The sequence below is a fragment of the Flavobacterium tyrosinilyticum genome, assembly GCF_023656565.1.
Lineage (GTDB): Bacteria > Bacteroidota > Bacteroidia > Flavobacteriales > Flavobacteriaceae > Flavobacterium > Flavobacterium tyrosinilyticum.
The window spans coordinates 167,526-181,201 of sequence record NZ_JAMOKG010000001.1 but is presented as its reverse complement, the minus strand read 5'-3'; the positions used below and the strand labels follow the sequence as shown (position 1 = coordinate 181,201).

Annotated in this window: 15 protein-coding genes and 2 tRNA genes; 8 read left to right on the top strand and 9 right to left on the bottom strand. The window is 32.2% G+C overall.

Annotation, left to right across the window (positions count from 1 at the left end; genetic code table 11):
- Nucleotides 1-22 precede the first annotated feature (22 nt).
- Both NCC77_RS00785 and NCC77_RS00780 read right to left on the bottom strand, forming a co-directional pair.
- Nucleotides 23-1,168: a GNAT family N-acetyltransferase gene (locus NCC77_RS00785; RefSeq protein WP_250833956.1), complete on the bottom strand. Its 1,146-nt coding sequence runs from the start codon at nt 1,166-1,168 to the stop codon at nt 23-25.
- Nucleotides 1,169-1,288: 120 nt separating this feature from the next.
- Nucleotides 1,289-1,777 carry a DUF1761 domain-containing protein gene (locus NCC77_RS00780; RefSeq protein WP_250833955.1) on the bottom strand — a complete coding sequence of 163 codons (489 nt, stop codon included), beginning with the start codon at nt 1,775-1,777 and terminating at the stop codon, nt 1,289-1,291.
- A gap of 178 nt (nt 1,778-1,955) precedes the next feature.
- On the opposite strand from NCC77_RS00780, the gene NCC77_RS00775 reads away from it, so the two are divergent.
- A complete protein-coding gene (locus NCC77_RS00775) occupies nt 1,956-2,798 on the top strand; it encodes a leucine-rich repeat domain-containing protein (protein WP_250833954.1) in 843 nt (280 codons plus the stop codon).
- A gap of 260 nt (nt 2,799-3,058) precedes the next feature.
- On the top strand, nt 3,059-3,364 hold the full coding sequence (locus NCC77_RS00770) for a hypothetical protein (RefSeq protein WP_250833953.1): 306 nt from the start codon (nt 3,059-3,061) through the stop codon (nt 3,362-3,364).
- Nucleotides 3,365-3,439: 75 nt separating this feature from the next.
- Here NCC77_RS00770 and NCC77_RS00765 read toward each other — a convergent pair whose 3' ends face one another.
- Nucleotides 3,440-4,696: a PQQ-binding-like beta-propeller repeat protein gene (locus NCC77_RS00765; RefSeq protein WP_250833952.1), complete on the bottom strand. Its 1,257-nt coding sequence runs from the start codon at nt 4,694-4,696 to the stop codon at nt 3,440-3,442.
- 167 nt (nt 4,697-4,863) lie between these two features.
- Nucleotides 4,864-4,935: transfer RNA gene (locus NCC77_RS00760), tRNA-Glu, on the bottom strand.
- Between the two features lie 745 nt (nt 4,936-5,680).
- Between NCC77_RS00760 and NCC77_RS00755 the strand changes: the two genes are divergently transcribed.
- The 4 genes from NCC77_RS00755 (at nt 5,681) to NCC77_RS00740 (ending at nt 8,304) form a co-directional block, all read left to right on the top strand.
- A complete protein-coding gene (locus NCC77_RS00755) occupies nt 5,681-6,055 on the top strand; it encodes a DUF4440 domain-containing protein (protein WP_250833951.1) in 375 nt (124 codons plus the stop codon).
- A gap of 461 nt (nt 6,056-6,516) precedes the next feature.
- Nucleotides 6,517-6,948 (top strand): SMI1/KNR4 family protein, encoded by a 432-nt coding sequence (locus tag NCC77_RS00750; RefSeq protein WP_250833950.1) that lies wholly within the window; start codon nt 6,517-6,519, stop codon nt 6,946-6,948.
- A gap of 314 nt (nt 6,949-7,262) precedes the next feature.
- Nucleotides 7,263-7,613, top strand: coding sequence for a hypothetical protein (locus NCC77_RS00745; RefSeq protein ID WP_141248124.1), 351 nt, complete (start codon nt 7,263-7,265; stop codon nt 7,611-7,613).
- Between the two features lie 304 nt (nt 7,614-7,917).
- Complete coding sequence (locus NCC77_RS00740; RefSeq protein WP_250833949.1) at nt 7,918-8,304, top strand: hypothetical protein; 387 nt, start codon at nt 7,918-7,920, stop codon at nt 8,302-8,304.
- Nucleotides 8,305-8,491: 187 nt separating this feature from the next.
- Here the strand turns inward: NCC77_RS00740 and NCC77_RS00735 are convergent.
- From NCC77_RS00735 to NCC77_RS00725, 3 genes are all read right to left on the bottom strand, one after another.
- Nucleotides 8,492-8,564, bottom strand: a tRNA-Met gene (locus tag NCC77_RS00735).
- Between the two features lie 91 nt (nt 8,565-8,655).
- Nucleotides 8,656-9,180, bottom strand: coding sequence for a DUF4269 domain-containing protein (locus NCC77_RS00730; protein WP_250833948.1), 525 nt, complete (start codon nt 9,178-9,180; stop codon nt 8,656-8,658).
- The gene (locus tag NCC77_RS00725) at nt 9,173-10,705 is read right to left on the bottom strand and encodes a glycosyltransferase family 39 protein (RefSeq protein ID WP_250833947.1); all 1,533 of its coding nucleotides are present in this window, start codon (nt 10,703-10,705) and stop codon (nt 9,173-9,175) included. Before NCC77_RS00725 ends, NCC77_RS00730 begins: the two co-directional genes overlap by 8 nt.
- A 230-nt stretch (nt 10,706-10,935) precedes the next feature.
- On the opposite strand from NCC77_RS00725, the gene NCC77_RS00720 reads away from it, so the two are divergent.
- The gene (locus NCC77_RS00720; RefSeq protein WP_250833946.1) at nt 10,936-11,355 is read left to right on the top strand and encodes a hypothetical protein; all 420 of its coding nucleotides are present in this window, start codon (nt 10,936-10,938) and stop codon (nt 11,353-11,355) included.
- A 69-nt stretch (nt 11,356-11,424) separates the two neighbouring features.
- Here NCC77_RS00720 and NCC77_RS00715 read toward each other — a convergent pair whose 3' ends face one another.
- On the bottom strand, nt 11,425-11,973 hold the full coding sequence (locus NCC77_RS00715) for a DUF4494 domain-containing protein (protein ID WP_250833945.1): 549 nt from the start codon (nt 11,971-11,973) through the stop codon (nt 11,425-11,427).
- A gap of 422 nt (nt 11,974-12,395) precedes the next feature.
- Here NCC77_RS00715 and NCC77_RS00710 point away from each other — a divergent pair, with 422 nt between their 5' ends.
- A complete protein-coding gene (locus NCC77_RS00710; protein WP_250833944.1) occupies nt 12,396-12,653 on the top strand; it encodes a hypothetical protein in 258 nt (85 codons plus the stop codon).
- 11 nt (nt 12,654-12,664) lie between these two features.
- On the opposite strand, the gene NCC77_RS00705 is transcribed toward NCC77_RS00710, so the two are convergent.
- A complete protein-coding gene (locus NCC77_RS00705; protein WP_250833943.1) occupies nt 12,665-13,603 on the bottom strand; it encodes a hypothetical protein in 939 nt (312 codons plus the stop codon).
- Nucleotides 13,604-13,676 lie beyond the last annotated feature (73 nt).

The following is a 13,676-nucleotide window of genomic DNA, read 5'->3' as shown; positions in this document are numbered from 1 at the left end:
CTCCAGCGGTGCGACACATTTTTTATTTAAACGGATTACGTTCCTGCCATTCTGTTTTTGGTTCTAAATAATTGAAAAACCTTGAAATGTTATGGTTAATCAATGCATTGCTATGTGTGATTAAACCATACATTTTAACTGGTTTTGCTCCGACTGAACTTTTAATTTCAAGAGCTGTTCTGGCAAAAACAATTTCTTTGAAACCTTTCTTAATAGAATAAGCGATCATGTCGTAGAGCATATTTAAGTACAGCATTTTTTCGCGCTGCACACTTTCGTCATAACCAAGAAAATACGTATCCATTACATCGCCATTTTTGATTAAAGTGTTGAAGCCGATTAGTTTTTCGTCTAAAAAATACCCATAGAGAAGAAAGTTGTCTCCCATGATTTCTTTGAAAAAGCTGAAATGATTTCTCGCGAGAAAAAAGGTATTGAAAGGTGCATTTTTTGCAACATGAAAATACAGATCGTAAATCACATCTTCATATTGTTTAATGTCGGAAAGAGACATTTGCTGTTTTACAATTCCTTCCGATTTTTTGCGTGCCCGTTTGTATTGATCGCGATATTTTTTTAATAAAGCATCAATGTAATCTTGTTCGGTTTTCCAATTTTCATTGATTTCAAAAATCATATTTGGTTGGGTCGAAAATGTGTAGTTGTTTTTGAATTCTGCCTGAAGAGGTTCGATTTCTTTTGCTGTAAAATCTTTTATGCTCGTTATATGAACTTTTCTTCCGCTTTCTTTCAAACCTTTTTTAAGCTGATTGATAGCCTTATGAAATGTTTTAATCGCTTTGGATTCTTTAATGTTCTTGTCAAAAACAAAAGCATTTTGTCCTGTAAGCATATTGTTTCCAACAAATAAAACGTGCGAAGCAAAATTCTTTAAAGCAAAATTACGCACCGAAGTTTTTAGGCATTTATCACGCTCTCCAAAAGATTCAAGTTTTTCTGCAAATAAGAATTGCGTTAGCACAATTCCGATTAGTTTTTTCTCTTCAAAAAGCCCGATAAAATGGCAAGTCATATTTACTGGACAAGAATTCTCCAGTACTTCGAGATATTCTCGTGTCAAAAAAATGTTATTTGCTGCAAGCGAGTTCCATTCTAAAGGCAGTAACGATGCGCTTTTGTAAATCTGGAAAGAATAAGTTGTATTCAAAAGAGTGAGCTAATTTCTTCAAAATTAGATAATATTTATAATAACTAATGGTGTTTAAGTTATTATTAAGAAAAACCCGTTTTAGATTGTCTCTTTAAACGGGTTTTTGTATGCTGTTATTTAGGCAAATCCGCAGATGATTCCGCCCATAAGAGTTAGAGTAAGAATCCAGTATCCGCTATGGATGAAAATGTATTTCCAAGATTTTCTTTCAAACAAACCGTTGATTCCAATTATAGGAAAAGCAAAAAATAGTCCCGACATAAAACCGTGAAGCGCACCATGCTTAAAAGTTCTGTAAGCCATTCCGTAATCGGCCATAAAAGCTGCAAATGAAGGTTTTGCACTGTCAATTAATGGCGGTCCGCCAACCATTCCGATTGCGCCAGACTGATGAATGGTAAGAGACATTAAAGTCATTGTAATCATTAGAGAAAAAATATACGTTAGCCCGAAGATTTTAAGCATATTTCCTTTTTTCAACTCTTCTTGAGTAAGATTATTTTCTTTCATCCAGATTGTTCCGAATACTTTTGGGTTGTACCAAATAAAACCGGTAACGAGTGTGACAATTGCTGCAAGGAATAAAGCAATGAAGTTAATTTGCATAATGTGAGGTTTTTAGAATTAGTTAATCAAATGTAATCAAAAAAAATGCAGGTTCTGAAAAATAATAAAAGTAGCTTAAATCCTACTTGTAAAATTTTTTTCAACAGTTTGCCGATATTTGGTGTATTATAACAGTGAATTGCATAATTTTACACAAGTAACAAATCCCAAATCTGTTATGAAAATTTTAATTACTCTTTCTTTATTATTTGCTTTTTCGCTAAACGTTTTGGCAGATACCATTTCGGATAAAGAAAAAGAAGCGCTTGTAAAATTGTATCATGCAACAAATGGTTTGCAATGGAAAAACAAATGGGACTTAAGTCTGTCTGTTTCTACTTGGTACGGTGTTAAAGCCGAAAACGGAAAAGTGGTCGCGCTCAATTTGGCAGATAATAATCTGCAGGGAGAATTGCCTGAAGCTCTTTACGATCTTGTGAATTTAGAATCGCTGAATCTGGAAAAAAATAAAATTGAAGGAAGTTTGTCTTCTGCCATTTTTAATCTGAAAGAGTTAGAAATGCTTAATATTGCCGATAATAAATTATCAGGTACAATTCCATCTTCGATTTGCCAGTTGACTAAATTGAAAGATTTGGAGCTTTTTATGAATAAGATCTCTGGAGAGCTTCCGTCGGAAATTGGAAAACTAAATCAGTTAGAAGTTTTAGCGGTTTGCAATAATGAATTAAACGGAAAACTGCCTGTTTCAATTTATAAAATTTCTGGTCTAAAAGTATTGCTGCTGAATAATAATAAGCTGTCGGGAAATTTGACAAATGAAATTATTAATTGGAATGTGTTGGAAAATTTCAGTTTATTTGACAATGAATTTTCAGGTGCAATTCCGCAAGAAATAGAAAAATTGAGCAAGCTAGAAGAATTGAATCTTTCGTATAATAAATTTACAGGCGAAGTTTCAAAAAAAACAGCATTATTAGATGCTTTGAATATGACCATGATGGACGAAAATGGAAATCCGTTTTTATTAGAAATAAACCAAGAAAATAAATTACAATAATTACCCAAAATTAATCGATGCTTATGAATGAATTTTACACTCGTTAAACAAGTTGATTAAATATATTTAGTTAATTGCCAAAACCGTAATTCGTTACGGTTTTCTGGTTTCTAGAGGTTTCGTCTTTTTAAAAAAATAACATTTAATTTAGAATTGAATTCTTTATGTTTGCCTAAATTTTTATAACTTTAATATAAGTATCCGGAGAACCAAAAACCGATTAACCAACGGTATTACTAATCACTTAATAAGAAGAAATTATGACACTACAATATCAAGGAGAACAGTACGGAAAACCAACCACTTTTACAATTAGAATTATTGGTAATAACTTATCAAAAAGTAGTTCAAACTATCAGATTGATCTTTTGGTAGGAGATAAAAAACTGCCGACTTTTACAAGTGAAATTCACCAAAGTCTTTCTAATTGTTTAAAAGAAATTTACTTGTTTAGAAAATATAACGGAATCACATTCAATGAGTCATCAGAGAAAATTGTTTCGCTTTATGTTCCTTATGATAAAGTTTTATATAGCTACAATAAATATGCTTTGTTTAGAGCGTAAATTTTTCTCAAAAGAGTATAAAAAAAGACCATTTTAATAAATGGTCTTTTTTTTATTTTAAAAAGCAGCAAGCTATTATCGAATTATCTTTAAATAAGCGCTGTAGGGGTCGTCTTTAAGAGAAGTGCGCATGTAGTACACGTTTTCGTCTTTTTCTTTTAAATCAAACTGAATTAAGCCTGCATCGCAATAATAGTAAAGCAAGTTATCGTCAGCAGGAAATTCTATATTAGAAATTGGCAGTGTAGTTAGTTTTTCTTCAAATGCAATTTCACCGTTTGACAAGTCCAATTCAAAAAGTTTCTTTTTGCGGGTATATCCCCAAAGATTATCCACTTCTTTGACAATATATTCTACATTATCGCCTTTAAAATCTGTTTTCCAAAGCTGCGTCCCTGTTTTAGAATCTACAGCATATATCGAAGAAACTTCTGGCCCTTGCGCTGCAAAATATAGCTTTTTGTCATGGCATACTATGCGTTCCTTAACGTTGTTCTGGTTTTCTTCTATTTTAAACTGCCACAAAACATCAAGGCTGTTTGGTTTTAAAGCGTACAGCCAATTTTTATCGCCCGCTATAAAGATATTTTCGCCATCTGTAACAGGTTTTCCAGTCATGGTTTCATCAAAGTTTTTTTGGTAAAGCAATTTCCCTGTATTAGCTTCAAAACAATACACATTTGTTCCGCTTTGGGTAAAGATCTTATTATCGAAATAAAGTGGCTCAATATCGTTGTTTGGAGTGTCTAATTTGTAGTTCCAAGCCAAGCTGCCGTCTTTTAGATCTAAAGCATATAAATTACTGCTCTGATTTTGATTTTGAGCCGTAATAAATAATTTTCCGTTAGCTATAATCGGAGTTTGATCTTTTAAGACAATTTGGTCTGTAAGGTTTCCTATTCTAGATTTCCAGAAAATAGTTCCTGTTCCATTATCTACAGCATAAATTTCTCCATTAATAAAAGGAATATAAACAACTCCGTCATGAATGGTTATTTTGTTGGCACACATCTCTGTGTGGGCGTCTGAAGCTTTTACTGTCCAAACAATGCTTTCGACTTCCAGGTCCCATGAAAAAAGCGAACCATCGTAATCATAAATTAAAATTGATGTGTCGTCTAGAGAAATCTTTTTAAGCGGTTTTAGAGATTTATTAGTAACAGCTTCTTCGGCAGGTAATTTACTGTTGGTGTAGTTGGTTTTGCTGGCGGGCGCTTGTCCAGACATATTTGCAAAGGCGAATACAAATAAAAGGGCTATTAATTTGTGTTTCATTTTAAGATTTGGGTTGATTTTCTGATTGTGTTTGTAATCTGAAATTACTTCATTCATAACTTCTTGTTTGCTTTGTTATTGTGTTTGCTGTATTTGTGTCTTTATTAATTGCCAATTTGTAGGTTTTGTGCGCTTTAATACTGTTCTCAAATCCTCAAACATTTAAGGAAGTAAATATAAACAAAAAAAGCTCCAGATTTCTCTGAAGCTTTTGTCTTAGTAAGTAGTCCGTGGGGGAATCGAACCCCCCTTACCAGGATGAAAACCTGGCGTCCTAACCGATAGACGAACGGACCTGCTTTGCTATTGCGGGTGCAAAAATGCAACTATTTTTGAGATGTACAAAGCATTTTTAGAAAAATTTTTATTTTTTTTTTGATGGAAAACCATTTTTGGCGATCACTATTGGCATGTTAATCGAGTTAGTGTTTTTGTATTTGTTTGATTAATAATTTGTTGTTGTGGTCTTATGTAGCGGAAATATTTGTTTTTTAAGTGAGAAATAATTTTTAGAAATATTGAATAATTTTAGGTTTGAGAGAATATTCTTCTGTGTTTTTATTGTGTTTTATGTTTTAATAAAGGGAAGAATAATTATGTTTTCTGAAATAGTTCCGATACTTCGACACCTAAAACTTTAGAAATTCAAATAACTTTATCGGTACCCATAATTTGTTTGCCTAACATATATGTTCTTAAAGTTTCAATATCTACATTAGAATCGTTAGCGACATGCCTAACTTTTAGTTTTTTTCTTTAATAATCTCATTTATATTATTTCCAACAATCTTTAGAGATTCAGGAACTTCTTTCTTTCTCATTTTATCATATTGTTTGAGCCTGAAAATTATGAGTTAGTAGTTAAAAAAATCGTAGGACGAGCCAGACGCTCACGCCAACAGTTGATAGATCCTAAATCCATTTAATTTGATTAAGATAATTTAAGAAGCTTTTTTACGAAATTAAATCTATGTTAAAAGAGTAATTTTATTTCAATATTAATTTGAAATTTGTGAAATGTCTAATTAACAACGAGATAATATGGAAGGACAAATCATAGAATTAGAAAAAAAATACTGGCACGGAGTTGAAAATAATGACTATGAAACGGTAAGAAATCTGACGTTGTTTCCTTGTATAGTTGCGGGAAAAAATGGTGTTCAGAGTATCAGCGAGACTGAGTTCAAAAACATGTTCGATTCTGGGCAGACCAATAAAATAAAAGTGCTGAACATCTATGATGTAAAAGAAAAGCTAATTACCGAAAATACTGCCGTAATAGGATATCGTCTCGATTTTGAGATAGTGGATCACAGTCAAGAACCTATAAAGTGCGTTTGCACTTCTACCTGGATTAAAGAAAACAGCAAGTGGGCGTGTGTGATGCATACTGAAACTGAATTGGAAAAGAAGTAGTAATCTGGTATATTTTTCACCCTCTGCCTTCCTTTTGAAAAAGATACTACTTTTTATCTAAAACAAAGTAAAGGCGAGCGTCCCGCTCGTGAACGTAATCAAAATATAAAAGTCACTTCATTATGGAGTGACTTTTGCTTTTATTAACCGCCGCTCTTCGAAGAGTTCCTCATGAGAACCAGGGCAAATGTCTCTGACTTTGCGTATTTTTTTTTTCATCATATTGAATACAAAAACGTCTCAAAAGTCTCCTGACTTTTTTCGTTTATATCTTGTTAGGAGTTTTATTCTAAAGTAAGAGTCTTTGAGACGCTTATGTTTTTTAGATATATTTGTTTTGAGTAGCGCAAAGTCAGAGATATTTGCGCAGCACTAATGAAGAAGACTTTGCGGAGCAGGGGGATATTCTGTTGTAGTGGCTCAATTAGAAAAGGATTATTCGAAAATTAGTGATTAAAAAAATGAGAAAGTTAACTTTAGGTGATAGGTTTTTACCACATCAATATATTAGAATTGAAAATGAAGTTGGTATCAAAATACCTGATAACATTAAAGATTTTATTTCAGAATATGCTGATTTGTCGGTAAAGGAAAATAAGTTTATAAATAATAACGGAAAGTTGTTTGAGATTTCGCAATTCATAACTTATAGGATGATGTGCGATTTTATTAAAGAATTCAAAGAAGAAGGTTTGGGAAAAAAGTTGCCCTTTGCTATTGATAATGGAGGCTGGGTATTTTGTATATCATTTGATGAAGAATCGATGGATAAAATTTTACTATATCAAATGGAAATGGAGTGGGAAACAAAAAATGATGCTTTTGAATTAGTAGCCAATAGCTTTGAAGAGTTTATAAATGCCTTGCAAGAAGAAATTCCTGTTCGCCTCTAAAACATTACTCCAATTCCTGCTAGCGCGAGCGTCCCGCTCGTGAAGACAACGAAGATAAAGTTTTCAATTAAAGTTTAGATAAAAAGCTTCAGAGAAATCTGAAGCTTTTTATTAGCAGCATTTTTTATAGATGTAAGAATGATTATTTAGTAAATCTAAACTATCTTCACTTGAATAAAATATAAATTGGAGCTATTTAAATTTAAAATATGCTAAAGGTTAAAACTCTTCTTTTTTTTGCTCTTTTAATTATTTTTTGTTCGTGCGATAAATTGGATACGAGAGAGTTGTTTTTAAAAAATAATTCAGAGAAAGTGATATTTGGTATCCTGTCAGGAAATGACAGTATGAATGATGGATCATTTTATTATGAGTACAAAGATGACTTTTCTGAAAGTAAAAGAGGAGATTATGATGCGCCTTTTGTTTTTGAGGAAATTAAAAAAGGGCAAATAATTGCGAATTCTGATAGACCTCGATATTGGAACAATTACTTTAATTCATTAGAAGATAAACAGGCAAGATTATTCATTGTTGAAAAAGATAGTGTAGATAAGTATGGATGGAAAACAATTTTCAGTAAAAATATTTATAGTAAAAAATATCTCTTCACAATTGAAGACTTAGATAATCTGAACTGGACAATTACTTATAAAGGGAAGTAAGTAACAGTTTTGATATTTCTTAAATTTTTTATCTGCTAGTATTAGTCATCCCGCTCGTGAACACAACAAATATAAAAGTTTCAGCAATAGTTCAAAAAAAACAAAAAAAGCTCCAGATTTCTCTGAAGCTTTTGTCTTAGTAGCGGGGTTTTATTCTAAAGTAAGAGACTTTGAGACGCTTATGTTTTTTAGATATATTTGTTTTGAGTAGCGTAAGGTCAGAGACATTTGCGTAACACTAATGAAGGACACTTTGCGAAGAAGGGTTTATTTGTTATGGATATTATAAATAATTTTTTAAACAATGAGAAAATTTTTAATCTTTATCCCTATTATAGCTTTAGGTTGTGTAAATACATTACAAGAAGATCGCCTATATCTGAAGGAAATAAAAGCAAAAAATAAGGTTATAGAATGGTTTTATTATTCAAATGTGAGTTCAACAAGTGCAGACTATGTGTTACTCTATGATACAATAAGTGGTAAAAGCGATACTATTGTTAATTCAACAAATATAAAAGATGTCCATTTTTCAAATGATACAATTACTTTATTTTTTTATGGTAAGCCCGAAATATATGATGATTATTTAATAGTTAGAAAGACAATCGATGATTTAAAAATTATAATTGATACCAATGCAGTGTCTAAAGGGCCAATGCCAAGCAGGGAGTCTTATTTGAAAAAATAATTCTTCTTTTAAGCCTAAAAGCTAATATTGTCAAAAAAGGAAACCAAGTTAAGGGGAGATTTTTGCAACCCTATAGCTCCGATGTGTACAAAACGAAAGCGCATATTTGCAATCTGCGCCCGCAAAGAGAATCAGAAAGGTATGTAAAGAAAAAAAGCTCCAGATTTCTCTGAAGCTTTTGTCTTAGTAGCGGGAACAGGACTCGAACCTGTGACCTTCGGGTTATGAGCCCGACGAGCTGCCTACTGCTCTATCCCGCGATGTTTCGGGTGCAAAGATACACACTAAATACGGTTATGCAAACAATTTTAGTACTTTATTTTTTATAATTTTTAGGAAAGACGGTTTTTCTTATAATTTAAAATCCAGTAATTCTTGGTAAACGTTTCCGTTTAAGCCTAATAGCAAGCCAAATGCGGGTTCGGTTTTTATGCCACTTTCTTTCAGTTTTATGATCTCCAATCTAAAGTTTTCGTCTTTTGAACTTAGAATTTGGTGCTCAATGAGCATATGTCTATAACCATTTTGGAGTTCGGTTGGGATATTTTGTCCAAAGATTTCGATTTCAAAAGTCTCAATAAAAAAGTTTGCCACAACAGATTCCTGGTTATCAATCACGATTTCTTGAATGGTAGAATTGCTTTCTTTTTCGAATAAAGATTTAATCCTTTCAATAAAATCAGCTTTGCTTTTCCAGTAACAGGCAATATCCAAATCGCTATTTTCAATATCAATATTTATCGGAATCGTGCCAACCAAAATAGGATCAAACTCAGCAAGGTTTTCCAAAACTTGATGTTTAGTCAAAACATGAAATGCGGCTTGCTGTTTAAGATTTCCAGTTTCTAAATACGAGAGGTTCTTGAAATTAATCATGTATGATAGCGCTTTTTTCTTCGTTGATTTCTTGTTCTAACCTTTTATTGATATCGATTTTGGCATTCGTGAAAACAAAAATCGTAGCGCCGTATTCTCTCGCATATTGATTGGTTATTTGACCGCCAATTGTTGCCGTTTCAAAATACGGACTCGTTTCTTTAAGTTCTTCATTATTTTCGTCATATTCTTTAACACGAATAAGGTTTTTGTATGGAATGCTAAGATCAAACCAGTTCAGATAATCGGCATTGAAGGAAACCGCTTTGATTCCTTTTTTAGAATAAAAATTAATCGCTCCCGCTTGTCCATAATTATCGCAGAGTACAATGGTTTCTTTTTGATTAGGCATTAAAGCATAAAGCGAATCTGTTTTTCTAGCCAATTCTTTCCACCCGAGCATATCCGCAAAATCCTGTGGAAGATGATGATCTTTTCCGTCTTCCCATCGCAGCATTCCCATTTTTTTGTATTTCTCAGGATGCGCCACTATATATTCTGGACTTTTATTTGGAAAAGCCATTTCGTACATCGGAATAAAAAACAATAAGGGCAGTGCTATAAATACAGGTTTTAAATATCGTTTCCATCCCTGATTTAAAATTTGGGATAGAAAAACAGAGCCAAAAGCAATATAAATAGGATATAAGCCAATTACATAATACGATTTTGCTTTAAAGTAAATAAAGATCAGCATTGTAAAAACGAAAGCGGTAAAAAAGAGCCTGTATTTTTGAAAAGGTTTATACAATAAAACCGCAAAAAGTCCAGTCAAAATAACCAATAATCCACCAATAAAAAATAGAATCTGATCTTTTACAAAATCACCTAAATCAACATTAACCAATTGCGTTTCGGCCAATTCCTTCATGTGGTGTACAATTGGAAAATGGTTGCTGTATTGCCAATAAAGGTTAGGAAGAATTAAAATTAATCCTAAAATCAGAGCAAAGTAGAATTCTTTTTTTGCGAGTATTTTTCGCTGTTTAGAAATTAAAATAGCAGGAATTAATCCGAGTAATAAAAACACGATATTGTATTTGTTCAAGAAACCTAAAGCGAAAATTATGCCTGCCCAATAAAACCATTTTTTATTTTCTGAAGTAAGATATTGTATGAGAAAATAATAAAATGCAGTCCAACATAAAACATCAAATGAGTTTGGCTGATAAAGCATGTTTAAGCGCAGTAAACATGAAAATAAAACACATAAAGCACCAAGAATTAATGCGTAAAGATTGCCTTTTAAAAGTTCGATAGCTTTCCAGACAATCAAAAGTGTCAAGGCGCCAAATAGAGCAGGGAAGAACTTAACCCAAAAAATCGAATTTCCAAGCAGTAAAATGAGATACGAAAACCAAGAGGTAAGTGGCGGAACTGACAAATATCCCCAAGCCAAATGATTTGCTTGATCCAGATGCAGATATTCGTCGCGCTGTAAATCGTATTCGGGACTAATTAATACATATTGCAAAATGAATTTTAAAATTATAAATCCGACTAAAATCAGGTTCTTTCTGGTCATATAGATTTTGGTTTCTTAGGTTTTTTGGCTTTGGTGTTGTAAGTGGTTTTAAATCAACGCGCAATTCTATAGCTAAGATAGGACTTATTTTGATTTATGACGATTTGCAATGGTTCTTGCTGAAATGGTATAAAGTACAGACTTTTAGGTGTTTATGGTTTTGAAATGTCAGATGAATTCACATTTTTATTACCTTTAGTATCAAGCAAATAACTTTAAAAGAAAATACCATGGAAAAGAAATTATTGATTTTAGCTGTCTTTTTAGGGACAATTTCATTTGCAAATGCACAAAGCATAGGAGACGTGACAAAAGCAGCCAGTAAGGCATCGACAACAGCAGTACCTGCTTTTGATGTTGCTAGTGTCGCAAATCAGGTTATGGGCGTACTGTCTCCAAAATTGAAATTAACCGATGCTCAAAAACCAATCGTGAATTCGTTGGTAAATGAAACGCTAAATAAAAAGAAAAACATTTTGCCTACAATGGCTACAGACAAAGCAGGTTATACTTCTAAAATGACCAACACTAGAGAGTCTTTTATAGCCAAAATGAAAAAGAATATAAGTCCAACACAATTTGATGCGCTTACGTCTTTATTGCCAAAATCAGCTTCGGCAGTAACGCCATTGGCAAAAATGCTTTATTGAAATAGTCTAAAATAAAAAAGCTTCAGACCATTCTGAAGCTTTTCGTTTTTTTTTATGCAGCTTGGGATATTACTCCTCTACAGCCGTTTCAAATTCCATGTGATCGATCATTTCAGCCTCTGGTTTTTCTGGCTTAGACGCTTTCAAAGCATTAAATCTTTCCAACATTTCTGATTCGCCTTCTTCACCGCTGAAATAAGGAAAAACATCCATAATTGCCGTTTCTGAAATGGCTGGAATAGAATATTCTCCCATTGTGTTTTTCATGATGTGAAGTGTATTGTCAAAGGCTTCGCGAACATCATTTGCCTGAACCAGCATATACATGCTTGTTTTTCTTTCCTTACCACTTTCTTCATCATAAGCAATTAAAGTGATTTTAGATTTAAACCATCTGTCTGCATTCTCAAAAGGATGAATTTCGGCATAATTTGCCACTTTGATAGCCGTGATTTTAAATTCTTCACTCGTATACGCGGCCATTTCTTCAGTCATTCTTTTTTCAGCTTCTGTATAAGACAAAGCATCAACCAAATAGGGCTCGGTTAAAACTTTTTGTCCTCCAGTTTCATCTGTCTTTCTATATTTTACTTTGCATTCGTACCAAGTTGCGCTCATCTCTTTTTAAATTTTAAGGATGCCAAAGATAAATCTTACTGCAAAATAAATAGTTAAATCTTCAAATAGATATTCACAATTTTAGATGATTTTTTCTAATGTTTTGAGATTCTGAAAGTTGTGTTTTTTAATGGTAAAAGTGATTTGTAATCACATTCATTCTTTTCTATTTTGCTTAAAATTAAAAATAATTCATCACTATTTTTGATGTAAATATTTGTAATTCAATTATTTATTTTCTTGATTTGAAAATTAGCAAAAAAATAAGAAAATTTTTAAATCCAAAAAATCAATTTGTTCGTAAGTACCAATAACAATGGCTGGGAACGGAGTTGAATTCAAATGGTATTGGTTTTTGGAGCATATTGAATTTTGTCACATTTCCAGCTATTGTTTTTATAATTATTAAAAAGAATAGGTTGGTGAAATTAGACGTTCAGAAGTTAAAAGAGACTTTAAAATATTTGGAAAGCAAACAGCGCGAATTAAAAAAACAAAATCAAAACGATACGCGAAGTCTAGAATCAATGATTAAATATTTAAAAAAAGATATGATGGAACAGCACGATTTATCTGATCATCATCAATTGATAAAACAAGAAATCAAAGACACGGAAACTTTTATCGAAAATGTCAAAAATATCATCAAAATCAATTCTTTAAACCATTTTTTATTGTAGATTTTTACTTTTTATTTCAATTTAAATTTTTCGTTTCTGCAATCTAGAATCAATTTGTGGTTTAGGAATAGTTTGTTGCCAATCATTCCTTGCATTCCCGAACGCTTCATTAAGAATTTTTGAAGGTCTGAAGTACCTTCTATATGTGTAACTTCGGAGAGGTCTAAAATCACTTTCCCAAATTGTATTTTCTTTTTCGCGGAAGCAGAGTAAATGCTCAAAGTATTTCCCCACGAATTTCCTTTTTCGGTTTTTACAGTACTGTTTTTATTACGGTATTGCTGCCAGATTTCTTTTGTTGTAATCAATTCATAACCGCTCGATCCAGAATCGTACAGAAGATTTAGTTTTTCATTTTCGATATTTGATGGAATTAAAATTTTACGTTTTTTAAATTCGAAATTGGAAAAATCATCTTCTTTAATTTTTTCGATGAAGGAAAATTGATTGTTTTTGAAATCCAAAATCGTAATTCGTTTTTCTAATAAATCGGTTCCAATTGTTCCGATTATATTTTCAGCTTTTGGATCATTAAAATTGATTTTTTCGCCATAATTTAAAACTTCAAAAGTATTGGATGTAACTTTCATATTTCCGATTGTAAAAGCAGTCGAAATGGAATTATTTGCAACATCAATTGTAATCTGATTGTGAAATTTTTGAGCAATAGATTCCAAAGATTTTTTATAGAAAACCGTAATAGCAGAACCCGAATCAAATTGCATGTAAAAGGTTCGTTTGATTCCGTTTACTTTTATGGGCAAAAGCAAAGCAGAATGGGAATTTCCGTCGCTCGAAATCCATTTTATGGGAATGTTTTCTGCAATTCCCGAAACCTTCAAATAGTTCTCTGGCGGAGTGAATTTCTTTTGAAAATAAAAATATCCTCCCAACAAGAATAAAACAATAATGATTAAAAATACGGTTGCAATTTTCTTAAATACTTTCATGGTTTATTTTTTCTACAAGATTCGGGTTTCGATTCCGATTTTCTTGTAAAAACAATACGACAGTTTTACGCCA